The sequence below is a fragment of the Endozoicomonas sp. genome (genome assembly GCF_051008435.1).
In the GTDB taxonomy this organism is placed as follows: domain Bacteria; phylum Pseudomonadota; class Gammaproteobacteria; order Pseudomonadales; family Endozoicomonadaceae; genus Endozoicomonas_A.
In genome coordinates, this window is the sequence record NZ_JBPCXO010000203.1 from 1 (window position 1) to 14128 (window position 14128).

At 47.4% G+C, this 14128-nt stretch carries 15 protein-coding genes; 9 read left to right on the forward strand and 6 right to left on the reverse strand.

Annotated features, from left to right (window positions below; genetic code table 11):
• The first annotated feature begins 149 nt into the window (after positions 1–149).
• Positions 150–497, forward strand: a complete 348-nt coding sequence (locus ACR2PX_RS10365; protein WP_433999281.1) for an isochorismatase family protein — start codon at positions 150–152, stop codon at positions 495–497.
• 71 nt (positions 498–568) lie between these two features.
• Here the strand turns inward: ACR2PX_RS10365 and ACR2PX_RS10370 are convergent, their stop codons facing one another.
• Positions 569–988: a GNAT family acetyltransferase gene (locus ACR2PX_RS10370; RefSeq protein ID WP_433999282.1), complete on the reverse strand. Its 420-nt coding sequence runs from the start codon at positions 986–988 to the stop codon at positions 569–571.
• A gap of 17 nt (positions 989–1005) precedes the next feature.
• Positions 1006–1518 carry a GNAT family N-acetyltransferase gene (locus ACR2PX_RS10375; RefSeq protein ID WP_433999283.1) on the reverse strand — a complete coding sequence of 171 codons (513 nt, stop codon included), beginning with the start codon at positions 1516–1518 and terminating at the stop codon, positions 1006–1008.
• Positions 1519–2260: 742 nt separating this feature from the next.
• Here ACR2PX_RS10375 and ACR2PX_RS10380 point away from each other — a divergent pair.
• A complete protein-coding gene (locus ACR2PX_RS10380) occupies positions 2261–2470 on the forward strand; it encodes a cold-shock protein (RefSeq protein WP_433999284.1) in 210 nt (69 codons plus the stop codon).
• 63 nt (positions 2471–2533) lie between these two features.
• Here ACR2PX_RS10380 and ACR2PX_RS10385 read toward each other — a convergent pair whose 3' ends face one another.
• Together ACR2PX_RS10385 and ACR2PX_RS10390 are read right to left on the reverse strand one after the other, a co-directional pair.
• Complete coding sequence (locus tag ACR2PX_RS10385) at positions 2534–2728, reverse strand: hypothetical protein (protein ID WP_433999285.1); 195 nt, start codon at positions 2726–2728, stop codon at positions 2534–2536.
• A 24-nt stretch (positions 2729–2752) separates the two neighbouring features.
• Positions 2753–3382, reverse strand: coding sequence for a CDP-alcohol phosphatidyltransferase family protein (locus tag ACR2PX_RS10390; protein ID WP_433999286.1), 630 nt, complete (start codon positions 3380–3382; stop codon positions 2753–2755).
• Between the two features lie 238 nt (positions 3383–3620).
• On the opposite strand from ACR2PX_RS10390, the gene ACR2PX_RS10395 reads away from it, so the two are divergent.
• From ACR2PX_RS10395 to ACR2PX_RS10425, 7 genes are all read left to right on the forward strand, one after another.
• Complete coding sequence (locus ACR2PX_RS10395; protein WP_433999287.1) at positions 3621–4436, forward strand: DUF6776 family protein; 816 nt, start codon at positions 3621–3623, stop codon at positions 4434–4436.
• Positions 4437–4590: 154 nt separating this feature from the next.
• The gene (gene erpA / locus ACR2PX_RS10400; RefSeq protein ID WP_433999288.1) at positions 4591–4947 is read left to right on the forward strand and encodes an iron-sulfur cluster insertion protein ErpA; all 357 of its coding nucleotides are present in this window, start codon (positions 4591–4593) and stop codon (positions 4945–4947) included.
• Between the two features lie 415 nt (positions 4948–5362).
• Positions 5363–6574 (forward strand): ABC transporter substrate-binding protein, encoded by a 1212-nt coding sequence (locus ACR2PX_RS10405; protein WP_433999289.1) that lies wholly within the window; start codon positions 5363–5365, stop codon positions 6572–6574.
• A 196-nt stretch (positions 6575–6770) separates the two neighbouring features.
• Complete coding sequence (locus ACR2PX_RS10410) at positions 6771–7709, forward strand: carbohydrate ABC transporter permease (RefSeq protein WP_433999290.1); 939 nt, start codon at positions 6771–6773, stop codon at positions 7707–7709.
• A 13-nt stretch (positions 7710–7722) separates the two neighbouring features.
• On the forward strand, positions 7723–8565 hold the full coding sequence (locus ACR2PX_RS10415; protein ID WP_034832710.1) for a carbohydrate ABC transporter permease: 843 nt from the start codon (positions 7723–7725) through the stop codon (positions 8563–8565).
• Positions 8566–8589: 24 nt separating this feature from the next.
• On the forward strand, positions 8590–9726 hold the full coding sequence (locus tag ACR2PX_RS10420) for an ABC transporter ATP-binding protein (RefSeq protein WP_433999291.1): 1137 nt from the start codon (positions 8590–8592) through the stop codon (positions 9724–9726).
• Between the two features lie 87 nt (positions 9727–9813).
• Positions 9814–11307 carry a hypothetical protein gene (locus tag ACR2PX_RS10425; RefSeq protein ID WP_433999292.1) on the forward strand — a complete coding sequence of 498 codons (1494 nt, stop codon included), beginning with the start codon at positions 9814–9816 and terminating at the stop codon, positions 11305–11307.
• An 8-nt stretch (positions 11308–11315) separates the two neighbouring features.
• Here the strand turns inward: ACR2PX_RS10425 and ACR2PX_RS10430 are convergent, their stop codons facing one another.
• Complete coding sequence (locus ACR2PX_RS10430) at positions 11316–12446, reverse strand: anhydro-N-acetylmuramic acid kinase (protein WP_433999293.1); 1131 nt, start codon at positions 12444–12446, stop codon at positions 11316–11318.
• Positions 12447–12497: 51 nt separating this feature from the next.
• Positions 12498–13925, reverse strand: coding sequence for an OapA family protein (locus ACR2PX_RS10435; RefSeq protein ID WP_433999294.1), 1428 nt, complete (start codon positions 13923–13925; stop codon positions 12498–12500).
• Between the last annotated feature and the right edge of the window lie 203 nt (positions 13926–14128).

A 14128-nucleotide genomic window follows, 5' to 3' on the forward strand; every position in this document is an offset into this window, starting at 1 on the left:
GCGGAACAATTATGAACACAAGCTGATGCTGTAGATTAGACTGCAAAGTGTATGAAAACTGTACTCTCTTACCAAAAGTACAGCCTGCTCGCTCATTACCTCAAAGTTAAGCGGGACTTAAGGTAAAAGACGAGGCTAATGCGTTTGCGATGGAGCATACGATACCTGCAGAGGGTGAAACAGTTTCGGCCCATCAGATTCAGGGAGAACTTGCGGATTACCTTCGTTCAAAGTCGATCAATGAGGTGATGGTAACAGGCTGTTTTGACGGCACCTGTGTCATGCAAACGGTTATGGGGGCTCTGGAATCGGGTTTTGGTATGTCAGTGGATAGAGACCTGAATATTATTGAGAATTTGAAGTCAATTAGCAGGGCTTTTTCTTCGCCCGAAGAGCAAGCAAGCGCTCTTGAGAAGCAGTGGCTGGATCTACAGAAAAAGTTCCCAAAACTGAAAATCGTCAAACCGGCTGAATCCAAGGCCTGTTCTCAAGATTGAGTGATTAGCTGTAGAGTTGCTCCTCAGTATGATTAAGAAGAGCTATGCGTTTTTTGTGGCATCAAAACGCTCTATTCATCAGCAATGAGTCGTTTTCCGAGACTAACCGTATCATCGACTCCATAGCCAAGAGATTGATAGAACTCAATCACACCTACATTACTGGAGCGAACCTGTAAGTTAATTTTGGGGCAGCCCTTTGCGATCAACAGTGACTCGAGATGTTCCATAAGGCGTGCGCCAAAGCCATGATTCTGAACTTCAGGATCAACAGCCAGGTAGTTGACCCAGCCCCTGTGTCCTTCGTAGCCGCCCATTGCAGAAGCTATGACTTTGTTTTCCAGTGTACCGACCAGAAATAGATCCCTGCCAACGGCCAGTTTGCGCTGTATATCCAATTGCGGATCGTTCCAGGGCACAGTCAGTCCGCACTCTTTCCAAAGCTGAATAACGGCTGTTTCGTCGTTTATTTCAAAGGGTCTGATTTTCATGGTGCTGTTTTATTGGCTTAGGATTGTTTTTCCAGTAGATCCGGTCTGATTCTGGCCATCTGATGTGTGCTTCCGTACTGACCTCTTCGAAAGCAGTCAAAGCGGGAGGTACCTTCAATTTCGAAGCCGTACTTTTTATACAGGGCAATAGCGTGTTCGTTTTCAGTGAAAACACCCAGCTCAATTCGAACAATATTAAGCCAGTTATCACAGAGCTGAATCATTTCATCGACCAGACGTGAGCCTATTCCCTGACCCTGAAAATCAGGATGAACACTGATGCCAAAGGAGGCAACGTGCTTTTTACGTGGTTTGCTGGACATATGGATGCCAAGATGGCCTGCCACCTTGCTGTCTACTTCAGCAATCAACTGAACCGATTCATTGCTGCGAGACTGGAACAGTTGTTTCCAGTGATCAGAGTGGTTGTAAGGAATCTGTGAGGTGTTCTCCACCAGATCCTCATATTCAAACATTTCTGCGATATGAGGAAAGTCTCCATCTTCCAAGTGTCGTATTTTTATTTCCATGGTCTCTACTGCTATATGACAACCTCAAAACCGCAGTATTCTCTACCTGAATGCGCTATGCAAGTCGTATGACTGAGTGTTACTCGAGGTGGGTGATATGAGATTGAATGTAGGGAAAGGTAACAAAGTTCAATGCAGTGTACTTTTGTTCTAAAAAGTTACAAGTGCGGGAAATACCTACCACCAAGGCTTGCAGAGTAGAATGTTAAAGTTGGCACGGGCTTTGTATACATGATCAGCGCAAAGAACAAGGCCGATAAGAATAATAAAAACGGGCTGCTTTTCGACCGAGAATAATAAGAAAAAGGGGTCGGAGCTCCAGGTAGTCAGGTTTTGGGTTCTCTCAGAGTTCAAAAAACCTGTCTATCTGGTTTTTTTTGTTCTTATGATTAAATGTCGGAAATTCGCCGATAACTGCCTCACAGTTACAGGTTCTGATACGGAAGAAAAAAGCTAAGCAGTGGTTCATGAGAAATAATCATGCCGCTTGTCTTGATATCAATGTCAAAGGGGTTGTATCTCCCGATTTTCGCGATATCTTTAATGATATTGTACTCATTGCTTCTGGAGCTATTTGAGATACAATCAGCTTAGCTTTAAGTTATGTCTTATATTTATGTCTTGCGTTTCGAAGTTCCATAGTTGTAGTACTTCCTGATAAATCATAAGTAGTAGCGATGCTTTCAGCTAAGCGGTCATAAAGAGTGACCATCCTATTTTTGTTCAATTTCAGGAATTGATTATGTCTGCTTCTACTGGAACAGTTAAGTGGTTCAACGAATCCAAAGGCTACGGCTTCATCAGCCAGGACTCTGGTCCTGACGTTTTCGCTCATTTCAGAGCTATCGTTGGTGATGGCTTCAAAACACTGGTTGAAGGCCAGCGTGTTAAGTTCGAAGTAACTCAGGGCGCTAAAGGTCCTCAGGCTGAGAACATCGAAGTAATCGACTGATTTCTCATCACCGCCTGAACAGGCAGTGAATAAAAAAGCAGCGCTTTGCGCTGCTTTTTTCGTTTAGACGATCTCTTTGATAAGCCTGGCTACCAGCATGACGAGTATGAGGATAATGGCGATTCTTGATAGTTTCGACTGTTTCTCCCAGCTCATGGGTTTACCGAATCGCTCTGTGGCCATGACCACCACAGCCAGCGCAATAAATAAAAGAAACAGTATCTTCAATAATTCCATGATTTTTTTCGCTATGGGCATTTTTTCGCTATGGGCATTTTTTCGCTATGGGCAATTGGATTCGTCTGCCTGCTTGATGGTCTGGTAACCTCCCCAGACTCTGGTCACTGTTGTCAGGATACAGATCGCAGCAAAAATTGCAGCCATAATCGGGAAATACTGGGGAAACAAGCAAAAGAGTACAAAAATAGCGATGGTTTCTGTTCCTTCAGCCAGCCCATTCAGATAGTAAAATGACTTATGGCTGAAGTTAGGATCACAGAGGCCTTTCTTTTCCGCCATGATCGCATAAGCCAAAAAGCTGGAGCCGGTGCCCATAAAGGTGAAAATCAGCAGGCTGGCCATCAGAGCATTTCTTTCCGGGTCGGCAAAGGCAAAGCCCAGCACGATGGCGGAATAAAAAATAAAATCCAAAGTGATGTCCAGATAACCACCGGCATCGGTGGCATGAGTTATCCGGGCCAGGGCACCATCCAAACCGTCCATTACACGGTTGCAGAGAATGGCCGCCAGAGCGGGTAAATAAAGCTCAAATGCCAGTAAAGGCAGGGCTGCCAGTCCGATCAGGAAACCAGTCAGAGTTACCTGGTCGGCGCGAACGCCCATTTTTTTCAGTGGGCGGGCAAGAAGGTTCAGAGGGGATCTGATCCAGAGGGAAGTCCAGCGATCAAGCATTATGGTGTCATGTTGTCTGTATGAAAGGCAGGCTATCATACCTTGATCGTGCCTTAAGAGTCGAAACGTTGCTGTTTCAGCCCCCGCAGGCAGCTGTTTGTGAAGGTAGGTGGGCTTGTGTATAGTCCAGCCGATTCTATTTATATTACCTATGAGTTGCCAGGTGGCCATTGGAACTACCAGTAAGGGTATAGGTCTAAAAAGCACTTGATATCGGATTCAATCAGGATAAAAAGTTATGCCAGATCCTCGTTCTATTTTTCAGGGAGTCAAACCGCCAGGTAATATGAAGGTGGTGCGCCATGACCCTGCCAGAGAGCGCAAGATCCGGATTATCGTAGTCATGGCATTTATTCTGGTGACAGCCCTTTCCTACTACCTTGGCGGACGGATTTCAGATACTGAAGCAGCCAGGCTCAAGCGCGAGAACTCTGAGCTCAGGAGCCAGACGAAAGGCCTGGAGGGGGAGAAAGAGACACTCAAGCAGAAGTTGGTCATTCTGGAAAGAACCAGCAAGGTGGATCGAGAAGCGGCAAACAGTGTCCGCACGGTTATCCGGGACCTGGAAGATGAGAAAGCCCTGCTGACCAAGGATCTGTCATTTTATAAGAGTATTCTTGCTCCTGAAGACAGTGCTGAAGGCATCAGGCTTCACGCGTTTGATTTGTTGCCGGGTGAAGAGAAAAACCAGTATCGCTTCCGAATGGTGGTCTCTCAGGTAGCCAGAGATAACCCTTTTTTGAAGGGTTCTTTGACAGTCTCTGTAAAGGGCGTCAGAGAAGGCAACAAAGAGTCTCTGTCATTGCTTGAGCTGGCTGGTATGGAAAAATCAAAGGCACTGGGCTTCCGTTATTTTCAATCGTTTCCCGATAACCGAGATTACCTGAGTCTGACGTTACCTGAAGGTTTTAAGCCTGAAAAGGTGTTGGTCAGCATCAAGGTGAAAAATGGAGCTGCGCGCAGTCTGACCAGTGTTCTCGACTGGCAGGAAGAGCTGGAAGCTGATATGAAAAAAGAACTGACTGACAATGAAGCCGTGGGGGAACCCAGTTGAGGGTTTTCCAGTAGTTGACTGCTTTACTGGGTTACTTGGATAATGGCTTCAGTTATTATTAAAGTTATACAGACAGTTTCCTGGAGTGCCGGGTTCTGAGAGTGGATAGAGATAGCGTGGTTGCCTGAAGCAATCAGGTAACACGGGAGGATAAATGAGCGCAGTAGTGGAAACGGTAATGCCGGACCCGATCGTACTGACGGGCAACGCCGCCAATAAAGTCAATCAGCTCATGGAAGATGAAGACAACAAGTCCCTGAGACTTCGCGTCTACGTGACGGGTGGTGGTTGTTCAGGTTTTCAGTATGGCTTCAAGTTTGATGATCAGGTAGCGGATGACGATACTCTGGTCAAAAAGCAGGGAGCTGAAATGGTTGTGGATTCACTGAGTTACCAGTATCTGGTAGGTGCTGAGGTGGATTATGAAGAAGGACTGGAAGGCTCCAGGTTCCTGGTGAAAAATCCCAATGCTAAGGCCACGTGCGGCTGCGGTTCTTCTTTTTCCATCTAAGAATTCTCCAAATTTGGGCGGTCATCAACCGCCCAGATACCCTTCTGTCAACTCAATGTCTGAGTTGGAAATCAAAGGAACGATCAGTCTTCTTCTCATTGCAGTGTTGGGCAACTGTGAACTGTGTAATTCTGAAGCGGGATCTGATCACGTTATAAATCAGTAATGTGTGAACTGGTTCACATAATTGCATTATCGGGTTGAGTGATCATTTCAAGGTCAGTAATCTAATTGTAAAGAAAACGACAGGGTTTCTTTTTAACAAAATGTAACCGGTTACATCTGGTCGTGTTTTGTTGGAATAAAGGGGCTTTCTGCAAGCAGTCGCAGCCATGAGCTTGATTGAAAATAGCCATGAGCTTGATTGAAAATAGCCTTGAGCTTGATAAACAATAACAATAAAAAAGGAATGCGGATGAAGACGTTAAAAAAATGTCTGGTAGCTGCCGGTGTGGGTCTTAGTGTGGCAGTCACCAGCTTCTCAGCTGCGGCTGATGTCACTCTGAAGCTCTGGACATGGCGTGAGCAGGAAAAGCCACTTTGGGAAGAAGTGTCAAAGCGTCTTGAAGGTGTCGACATCAAGGTTGAAGTGACTGATGCCCAGCAATACAACTCCCGACTGAATGTTGCCCTGCAAAATGGTGGTCCTGATCTTTTCCAGGGGCGTCCTGGTGCTTCTTTCCTGGATCAATATGTCAAAGCCGGTATTGTTAAACCTATTCCTGAAAGTGTTGATCTGAGTGGTCTGGCACAGGGCGTTATGAATGCCGGTCAGGCATCAGACGGCAAAACCTACGGTGTACCTTTTGCGGTTCAGACCATCCAGATTCTCTATAACAAGAAGCTGTTCCGTGAGCTGGGCATCAAAGAACCTACTAATCAGGCTGAATTTACTGAAGCCATGAAGAAGTTGAAAGCCGCTGGTAAGGTTCCATTGGATATTGCAGGACGTGCGGGTTGGTCTCTGGCCATGTTAAATGCTGCATTAGAAGCGGGTTTCCTGGGTGATGATCTGGACACCATTGCCAACCGAAAAGATCCGTTTACCAGCGACAAATATGTAGCCATGCTGGAAGCTTTTGAAAGCTGGAAGCCTTACATCAACACTGCTGCCAGTGGCCAGGATTACGGCGGTATGCGTGTGAATGTGGCTCTGGGTGAAGCCGGTATGATTATTGACGGACTCTGGTCAACCTCTCAAGCGTCAACCATTCGCCAGACTGACCCTGAAGCAGAAATCGGCCTGATGCCAGTACCGGGGCCGGCGGGTAAGGTTTATGCTTTTGCTGATGGTGCTTACCTGGTAAATGCGAAGTCCTCTAACCTTGAAGCCGCTAATAAGGTACTGGCTTATACCGCATCCAAAGAGTTTGGTCAGTTATTTGCAGACCTGGTGGGTGAGCTGACAACCTATAAAAGTGGCATTAGCTACAAGAGTGAGTATCAGCAGCAGGCTGCAGAATTTATTGCCAAAAATGGTCAGGAATATCTGACTTGGAAAGGCCCTATTAACGTAGCTTACGAAGAAGTGGTCGGTCCTAACTTCCAGGAGTTTATTGCGGGCAAGATCACTGCCAAACAGCTGGCTCAGAAAATAGAGACTGGCTTCAAGTCCAAAGGGCTCTGATTCTTTCGATTCCTTGTTGTGCAATGGCGGCAGCCTTCCCTCCTGCCGCCCTTTTTCCAATCCTATAGTTTAAGACTGTCTGAGTTTCAGCAGCAGATAGCCGTTTGTGGTATTTCCAGCCATGAAGCGGTAGCTTTAAAAAGCAGCTTACTGAAAAAACAGTCTAGCGACGTATAACAAGAAGAAGTAGAAGATCATGATAAGCATTTCTAACCCGCGCCAGCGGCTGATGACATTTCGTCAGAAAGAAAAGTTCCAGTATATGATGCTCCTGATCCCGGGTTGCATTCTGTATGGACTGTTCAACTTTTTGCCTTTGATTGGCACGTTTTTCATGTCACTTATCAGTTGGCCCGGTATTGGTCCATGGGAATTTGTTGGCACCGGTAACTATGAAGAACTTTTGACCAACGAGGTCATGCGTGAAAGGCTCTTTCAGGCATTCTGGCAGACCCTGCTTTTCTTTGGGCTCTGCATTGGTTTCTTTTTATTGGTAGGCACTGTTTTTTCCTTGTTGCTGAGCTGGAATACAGCGGGCAAAAAGTATTACAAAATGGTTTTTTTCCTACCTTATCCTCTGGCTGCTATTGCCATTGCCTTTCTGGGGCAACTGATTGTTGATGTTCGGGGACCATTGAATCAACTCCTTCAGTTTGTGGGTGCTTCGGATGGCCCTGTTCTCTTTCTGGGTGATGAAGATACAGCACTGCCAACCATTGCCGCTTTCTATATCTGGCAGAAGCTTGGGTTTGTCATCATGTTGATTCTTTCTGCCATTCTGGGGGTTCGCTCTGATCTTCTGGAAGCTGCCGTTCTGGATGGTGCCAGTCGCTGGCAGTGTATTCGTCATGTGGTTCTGCCCGTACTTACCCCCGCTTTTATTCTGATTACCATTTTGATCATGGTGGATGTTTTCAATAATGCGGATCTGGTTCTTATCCTTATGGGGCCTGATGCCGGACCCTACTATTCGACCGATGTCATGGGAACCTTTCAGTATCGAACGGCTTTTGGCAGTAGTGGGGGCTCTAGTGCAGCGGACCTGGGTATGGCGTCTGCCATTGGTATTGTCATTGCTCTGATGATATTGCCGGGCAGTATTTATCTGGGTCTGAAGAATTTAAGAGACCGTTAAGGGAGTATTTGCCATGGAAAAAATCTTCAAACTGCGGCCTCATGAACAGCTATTAGTTCAATTTGTTTTGCTGGCCTGGGCCCTGACCATTTTGTTGCCTTTTGGCATCGCTCTTATGAATTCGGTAAAGCCTAATCTGGGTGCCGTTTTAAGAGAGCCCTTCGCATTACCGGAAGTCTGGCAGTTTTCTAACTATGCCAGGGCCTGGGATCAGGCTGACTTTGGTGAGTACTTTCTGAATTCAATGATCATCAGTCTCAGCACCGTAGTGATCAGTGTGCTGCTGGCTACCATGGTCTCATTTGTATTAGCCCGACATGAGTTTCGGGGCAAAAGCCTGATTTTCATCTGCTTCATGATTGGGGTGATTATTCCAAGCAGGCTTGCACTGCCGCCTATGTTTGTAGTCGTTAAGGAGCTTGGACTGGCCAACTCTCTGGTTGGGGTGATTCTTGTGCAGTCTGCGGTCATGCTGCCATTGGCGGTATTCATACTCACGGCTTTTTTCAAAGGGGTTTCCCCGGAAATAGAGCAGGCTGCAAGGATTGATGGTGCTTCTCCATTTCAGATTTACTGGATGGTGGTATTGCCACTGGTTAAGCCGGCTATTGCGACTGTGGCGCTGTTGGCCTTCGTCTTCTCATGGAACGAATATATTTTGCCCTTGCTGTTTCTGCAGGACCGGGAGCTGTATCCGTTAACGCTGGGAATGCAACAATTCAAAACCCAGTTTGCCGTTCAGTGGCACATGATGTTTGCCGGGCTGATCATCATGATGGCACCCACCGTTATTGCTTTCCTGCTGGCATCCAGAGCCTTTATTGAAGGGCTTACTCAGGGTGGCGTAAAAGAATAAATAGAAGGATCAGGGGTTAATACTATGGCCAGGGTTGAGCTGAAGAATATTAATAAGAAATATGGCGATGTACATGTACTTCATGACATCAATCTGTATATCGAGGAAGGGGAGTTTGTTGTTTTTGTCGGGCCTTCTGGTTGTGGGAAGTCCACTTTACTGAGAACGCTTGCGGGTCTGGAAGAACCCAGTACCGGAGATATCTATCTGGATAACCGGAATGTGGTGAAAGAAGCCCCGGCTGATCGAGAAGTCGCTATGGTGTTTCAATCCTATGCACTTTATCCACAAATGAGCGTCAGGGATAACATGTCTTTTGGTCTTCGTATAGCGAAGAAGAACAAGGCCGAAATTGACGTGAAAGTTGAAATGGCTGCCCAGATGCTGAAGCTTGATCATCTGTTGGAGAGGAAGCCTAAGGAGCTCTCTGGTGGTCAACGACAAAGGGTAGCTATCGGGCGTGCCATCGTCCGTAACCCGAAACTCTTTCTGTTTGATGAACCGCTTTCAAACCTGGATGCTGAGTTACGCGTCGACATGAGGGTGCAGATTTCAAAGCTTCATGATGAGTTGAAATCCACCATGGTGTATGTCACCCATGATCAGGTAGAAGCGATGACTCTGGCAGACAAGATCGTTGTGCTCAGAGATGGCAGGGTAGAGCAGGTAGGCGCGCCGATGCAGCTCTATCATCATCCGGTCAATCAGTTTGTTGCAGGGTTTATTGGTTCTCCCAGAATGAACTTTCTGGATGTCAGAGTGATGGAAGCTACGGAAAAGTCGGTGACGGTGGCTCTTTCGGGAGGGAATCAACTAACACTTGATCGGGAAGGCAGCCGTTTGAAACCTGGTGATGACCTGACACTGGGTATTCGTCCTGAGCATATCCAGCTGGACAGAGCGGGTGATGCAGGCATGAACTTAACATTGGATGTTATTGAAAATCTTGGTGCTCAATCTTACGTGCATTGCAGCGGTTCTTCGATTGAGAAATGCATTGTACTGGTTTCAGGGGAGGTCGATATGCCTGCAGGCAGTGCCATCAGGATAGGTCTGGATGCTCATAACTGTCATTTGTTTGATCAGCAGGGGAATGCTGTCAGAAAAGTACTGTCAAAAGCGTCAGTTGTACGTGACTCGAAAGTGGTAGCAATGAGCTGAGTATACTATGAGCCTTATACACTAATGCCGATAGCACACCATCTATTACACTGATAGATATATCAATGCGTACATGGATGGTGTGTGATGGCAGATGTCTCAGGTCCTCAAGGAAGTCGTGGACCCTTATACACGTCTTTAGCCCCTAAAAGTGGCCTGAAGAGTACTGTTTCAGCATTACTGGGCGGTGTTCTGAGAAAAATCAGAAAAGCCGATCCCTTTAATCTGCCCTCTCTGAAGTCCGAGCAGGCTAAAAGCAAACAGCCGCCCCCCAAGCCTCCAAGGAACCTTAAATTGAGAGCGGCTATGAAGGCTGAATCCAAGCTTTTCATACAAGTGCTTCCTCAAGAAGGTCGTTATACGTCGGCACCCGTTCCTAAGCCAAGACTCTCAAAAAGCTCATCTTCAGTTTCCCCACCACAGGAACAAGTCAGGAGTGACGTTGAGTCGAAACCACGCAGCAAGAAGCCTGCGCCGCCAGTCGCCCCCAGAAGTGGTAAGTCAGCGCCTAAGAAACCTATCCAGCCCAAACTGCAGGCCGATGATCTTATTCGGGAAAGAGGCAAACTGAAGAGTACTCAGGTTGATACTGTCAAGCCAACGACCCATAGTGACCCTCTATATGCAAACGCCTCTTCCAGCTCGGCTTACGAAAATGTTTCTGGTAATGAGAAATTCCGTTACCACGCTCAGTATGAAAACGTGACTGTTCAAGATGAAAGTGATTATGTGAGTGCTGAAGAAATTCAGAAGGCTGTGCAGGAACAGAGAAAGAAAAACAAGCCGACGCCAGCGCCCAGAACCCGAAAAGGGGTTAAGGATGATCATCAATACAGCACCCTGAATCATGGTGTCGCGCCAAAACCCAAACCACGGACCTATGGCAACGAACACCCTGCTGGTTATGCCAAGCTTGGGCAATTTAATACTTACGATACACCCCGTGGTCAGAAAGTACCCTCACACTATGATATCCCCAAAAGGCAGGATTCCATTCAGCAGCCGGAGTACTCAGAGATTCAGAGCCGAGATCCCAAAGTTCGAAGTAACCCGGCTTATAGCGATACTCCTCCACCTCTGCCTCCGAGAAATGCGGTTAAAAGCAGCCTGGACTCGATCGATTCATCAACAGGAGAAAGACTGTATGAGTCGCTTGACGATGAAGACTTTGAGCTGGAAACCCTTGAAAGGATGCTGGAGCTTGAAGATGACGATATTCACCCTAATGATGCGTCTAATCTATTGCCACTGTTTAACGATCTCATTGAACTTCAGGCTGAGATGCCTGACCTGATTCAGACCTTCAAGAGTCGGAGGCCGTCAAAGTCTAAGCCGATTGAATGGGCAGCTCATATGAGGCAGGAGCGAGCGCTAATGAAGCAGCAATTGGACAATAAAGGCTTTGAAAAGTTGAGGGATTCAATCATATACCTCATTGGAGAAGAACTGACCACTCCTCAGGAAAGAGAGAAAGTGAGAAGTCGTGTAGCTAAAATTAATGAAGCCCTTGCCCCGGTTCTAACGGTTAAATACGGTATAGAGGGAGCAAAGGACAGGGCATTGAAAGCGCCTGATGACTGATAGGCCTGCTACCCCGCAGGATATATTGCCCCCAGAATTCGTTCACCCGAAGCGCCTGTCACTGCAGGCAGGTTTCCTGGCTTTCCTGACAGCGTTCGTCTGGCCAACCAGGCAAAGGCTACTGCTTCCACCCAGTCAGGGTCTATTCCAAGAGACGTTGTCGTTGAAACGGATAGTGGCTCCAATTCATTCTCAATAAGCTTCATAAGGTGCGAATTGCTCGCCCCACCACCGCAAACCAGAACTTCTGTGGCTGTTGGGGCGTATTGGCAGATATCCAATGCAATGGTTTTTGCGGTCAGCAAGGTGAGAGTGGCTGCTACATCTTGTGATTGCAGGCCTGGCATATTCTTCAGATGAGACTCTAACCAACCTGGATTGAAGCGTTCCCTGCCGGTGCTCTTGGGAGGCGCTTCTGAAAAGTAACTGTCATTCAGCATGGAGTTCAGCAGTTGATCATCCACAGAGCCTGATGCAGCCCATTGACCGTCAGCATCGAAGGGCTGGTTGAGATGCTGATGGCACCAGTAATCCATCAGAACGTTACCCGGACCCGTGTCAAAACCAGTGACAGGTTTCTGGGGATCAGAGGGTAATAAACTGATATTGGATATGCCTCCGATATTCAGTATGACCCTGTCCTCTTTGTGACTACTGAAAACGGCGTGGTGAAAGGCCGGAACAAGAGGCGCGCCCTGACCACCTGCAGCCACATCACGCCTTCTGAAGTCTGCAACAACAGCAATGCCTGACCGTTCTGCAATCAAACTTGGGTCGCCGATCTGAAGTGTGAATCCTTTTTCTGGGCGGTGGCGAATGGTCTGGCCATGACTACCAATCGCAGACACTTGATCAGGACTGAACCCTGCTTTCTCTAACAGTTTCTTTACAGCGTCAGCTGATGCCCGGGCAAAAGCCGGCTCTGCAAGGGCCATGCGCTCAATTTCATCTGGGCCGGGCAGCGTCAGGGCAAGAAGTTGTTCTCTAAGATCGTTGGGGAGAGGGTGAGAGAGAGCGAGAATCTGACGACAGCTTTGTTGCTGTGATGTCTGAACACTATTCTCCTCAAACTCAACCAGAACGGCATCGATGGCATCAAGACTTGTGCCTGACATCAGGCCAATAAAATATTCAGGCATAATCCCTGGTCATCCATTTGGCCCCTTTTCCACGAGGGAAAAGGGTTACCATTATTCTTCGGACTCTTCTTCATTCCTGGCCAGCATGGTACTACTGTGTTTTTCCAGCTGAGCCATCGTCTTGCTTGAAAATGCCATAAAGCGTGCCCGTTCCGATTTGGGAATGGGAGAAGCATCGGGCAGCTTGACTGTGACCGGATTTCTGTGAACACCGTTGACCCGGAATTCGTAATGGAGGTGTGGCCCTGTTGCCCAGCCAGTCTGGCCTACATAGCCAATCGTTTGTCCCTGACGAACCCGACTGCCTTTCCTGTACTTTTTGTTCACCCGACTTTGGTGAGCATAAACAGTGACAATGTTATTGGGGTGCTGGATATAGACAACATTGCCATAGCCGTTCTGCCAACCAATAAATTTGATTTTGCCGTCTCCTGCTGCCTTGATGGGAGTGCCAGTAGGGGCAGCATAATCTGTTCCTCTATGAGGGCGCTTGGTTTTGAAAACCGGGTGAAGGCGGTTAGGGTTAAATCTCGAACTGATCCGGGTGAAATTGACAGGCGTACGCAGGAAAGCCTTCTTCATGCTTTTGCCGTCAGGTGAGTAATAGCTGGTGTCACCATGGCTATCGGTATACCGAATGGCGGTATAGGTTTCACCCTGGTTCACAAAAGTGGCAGCCAGTATATCGCCATCGCCCAGCTTTTCATTATCCAGATATTTCTCTTCGTAGATCAGGTTGAAACTGTCTCCACTGCGAATATCCAGGGCAAAGTCGATATCCCAACCAAATATACCGGCCAGCTCCATGGTCATCTTTTCACTCAAACCGGCATTTTGACTGGCCAGAAAGAGTGAGTTCTTGATGGACGCATCAGCATAAGCAACACGGAATTCTGGCTCCAGGATAATCTTTTGGCCGGTGTAGCCACTTTCCTGCTTTTCGTAGAGGATGCTTTCAAGTTTGCTCTGAACATAGCGTAACTGGGTAAGAAGCCCTTCGCTGTTGACACGATATTCAAGCACCTGCCCGGGGCGGATATCGGTCAGGTTTTTACCGAGTTTCGGGGTTTTGGAAACCTCATAGACCACTCTGGCACTCAAACCCATGTCATTAAACAGAGTTGAGAGGTTATCGCCGGACTTGATCGTGATGCTTTTCCAGGTGCCCAGAGCCGCTTCTTTTGCAGCCAGGCGTTCGGCTTCTTCTCGGGCCAGGCGCTGGGCCTGGGTTTCTTTGGGGGCGGCTTTCTCTTCAGAAGCCAGTTCATCCAGTGTCTGTTTTGGGGAGTCTGGTTGAAACTCGTCAATTATTAGCTCGGTTTCAGAGCGTTTGGCCTCAACCTGTGGAGAAGGCAGCAGACCTACTACAGTCATCACTGCAGCGGCAACACCCGTTACCAGTAACAGGTGTCTCTTGGGAAAACTCTTGATGCCAATGGGTCGCTTGCGCGTGGCACCTCTGGGAGGAAGCTTAGTCATTGCACGTTTTTACTATTGAAATACCACTACTGCTGCGCTGGCCATTTTCATGGTGCGGATCAGACAGTATTTCTTCTCGCTCATGGCTGTTTGGTTAAAGTTTTGTGACGAATCTATATAAATTATATCTCTAAACGCTACATAATGAATTGATTTATAGCTATAAGCGAATTGTAAATATTTTGTGGGTCAGCGACAGAATT

What these genes read in the sequence shown, in the direction of transcription:
- ACR2PX_RS10365 (WP_433999281.1), top strand. Translation starts at nt 150, where the DNA reads ATGGAGCATACGATACCTGCAGAGGGTGAAACAGTTTCGGCCCATCAG.
- ACR2PX_RS10370 (WP_433999282.1), bottom strand. Translation starts at nt 988, where the DNA reads ATGAAAATCAGACCCTTTGAAATAAACGACGAAACAGCCGTTATTCAG.
- ACR2PX_RS10375 (WP_433999283.1), bottom strand. Translation starts at nt 1,518, where the DNA reads ATGGAAATAAAAATACGACACTTGGAAGATGGAGACTTTCCTCATATC.
- ACR2PX_RS10380 (WP_433999284.1), top strand. Translation starts at nt 2,261, where the DNA reads ATGTCTGCTTCTACTGGAACAGTTAAGTGGTTCAACGAATCCAAAGGC.
- ACR2PX_RS10385 (WP_433999285.1), bottom strand. Translation starts at nt 2,728, where the DNA reads ATGCCCATAGCGAAAAAAATCATGGAATTATTGAAGATACTGTTTCTT.
- ACR2PX_RS10390 (WP_433999286.1), bottom strand. Translation starts at nt 3,382, where the DNA reads ATGCTTGATCGCTGGACTTCCCTCTGGATCAGATCCCCTCTGAACCTT.
- ACR2PX_RS10395 (WP_433999287.1), top strand. Translation starts at nt 3,621, where the DNA reads ATGCCAGATCCTCGTTCTATTTTTCAGGGAGTCAAACCGCCAGGTAAT.
- erpA (WP_433999288.1), top strand. Translation starts at nt 4,591, where the DNA reads ATGAGCGCAGTAGTGGAAACGGTAATGCCGGACCCGATCGTACTGACG.
- ACR2PX_RS10405 (WP_433999289.1), top strand. Translation starts at nt 5,363, where the DNA reads ATGAAGACGTTAAAAAAATGTCTGGTAGCTGCCGGTGTGGGTCTTAGT.
- ACR2PX_RS10410 (WP_433999290.1), top strand. Translation starts at nt 6,771, where the DNA reads ATGATAAGCATTTCTAACCCGCGCCAGCGGCTGATGACATTTCGTCAG.
- ACR2PX_RS10415 (WP_034832710.1), top strand. Translation starts at nt 7,723, where the DNA reads ATGGAAAAAATCTTCAAACTGCGGCCTCATGAACAGCTATTAGTTCAA.
- ACR2PX_RS10420 (WP_433999291.1), top strand. Translation starts at nt 8,590, where the DNA reads ATGGCCAGGGTTGAGCTGAAGAATATTAATAAGAAATATGGCGATGTA.
- ACR2PX_RS10425 (WP_433999292.1), top strand. Translation starts at nt 9,814, where the DNA reads ATGGCAGATGTCTCAGGTCCTCAAGGAAGTCGTGGACCCTTATACACG.
- ACR2PX_RS10430 (WP_433999293.1), bottom strand. Translation starts at nt 12,446, where the DNA reads ATGCCTGAATATTTTATTGGCCTGATGTCAGGCACAAGTCTTGATGCC.
- ACR2PX_RS10435 (WP_433999294.1), bottom strand. Translation starts at nt 13,925, where the DNA reads ATGACTAAGCTTCCTCCCAGAGGTGCCACGCGCAAGCGACCCATTGGC.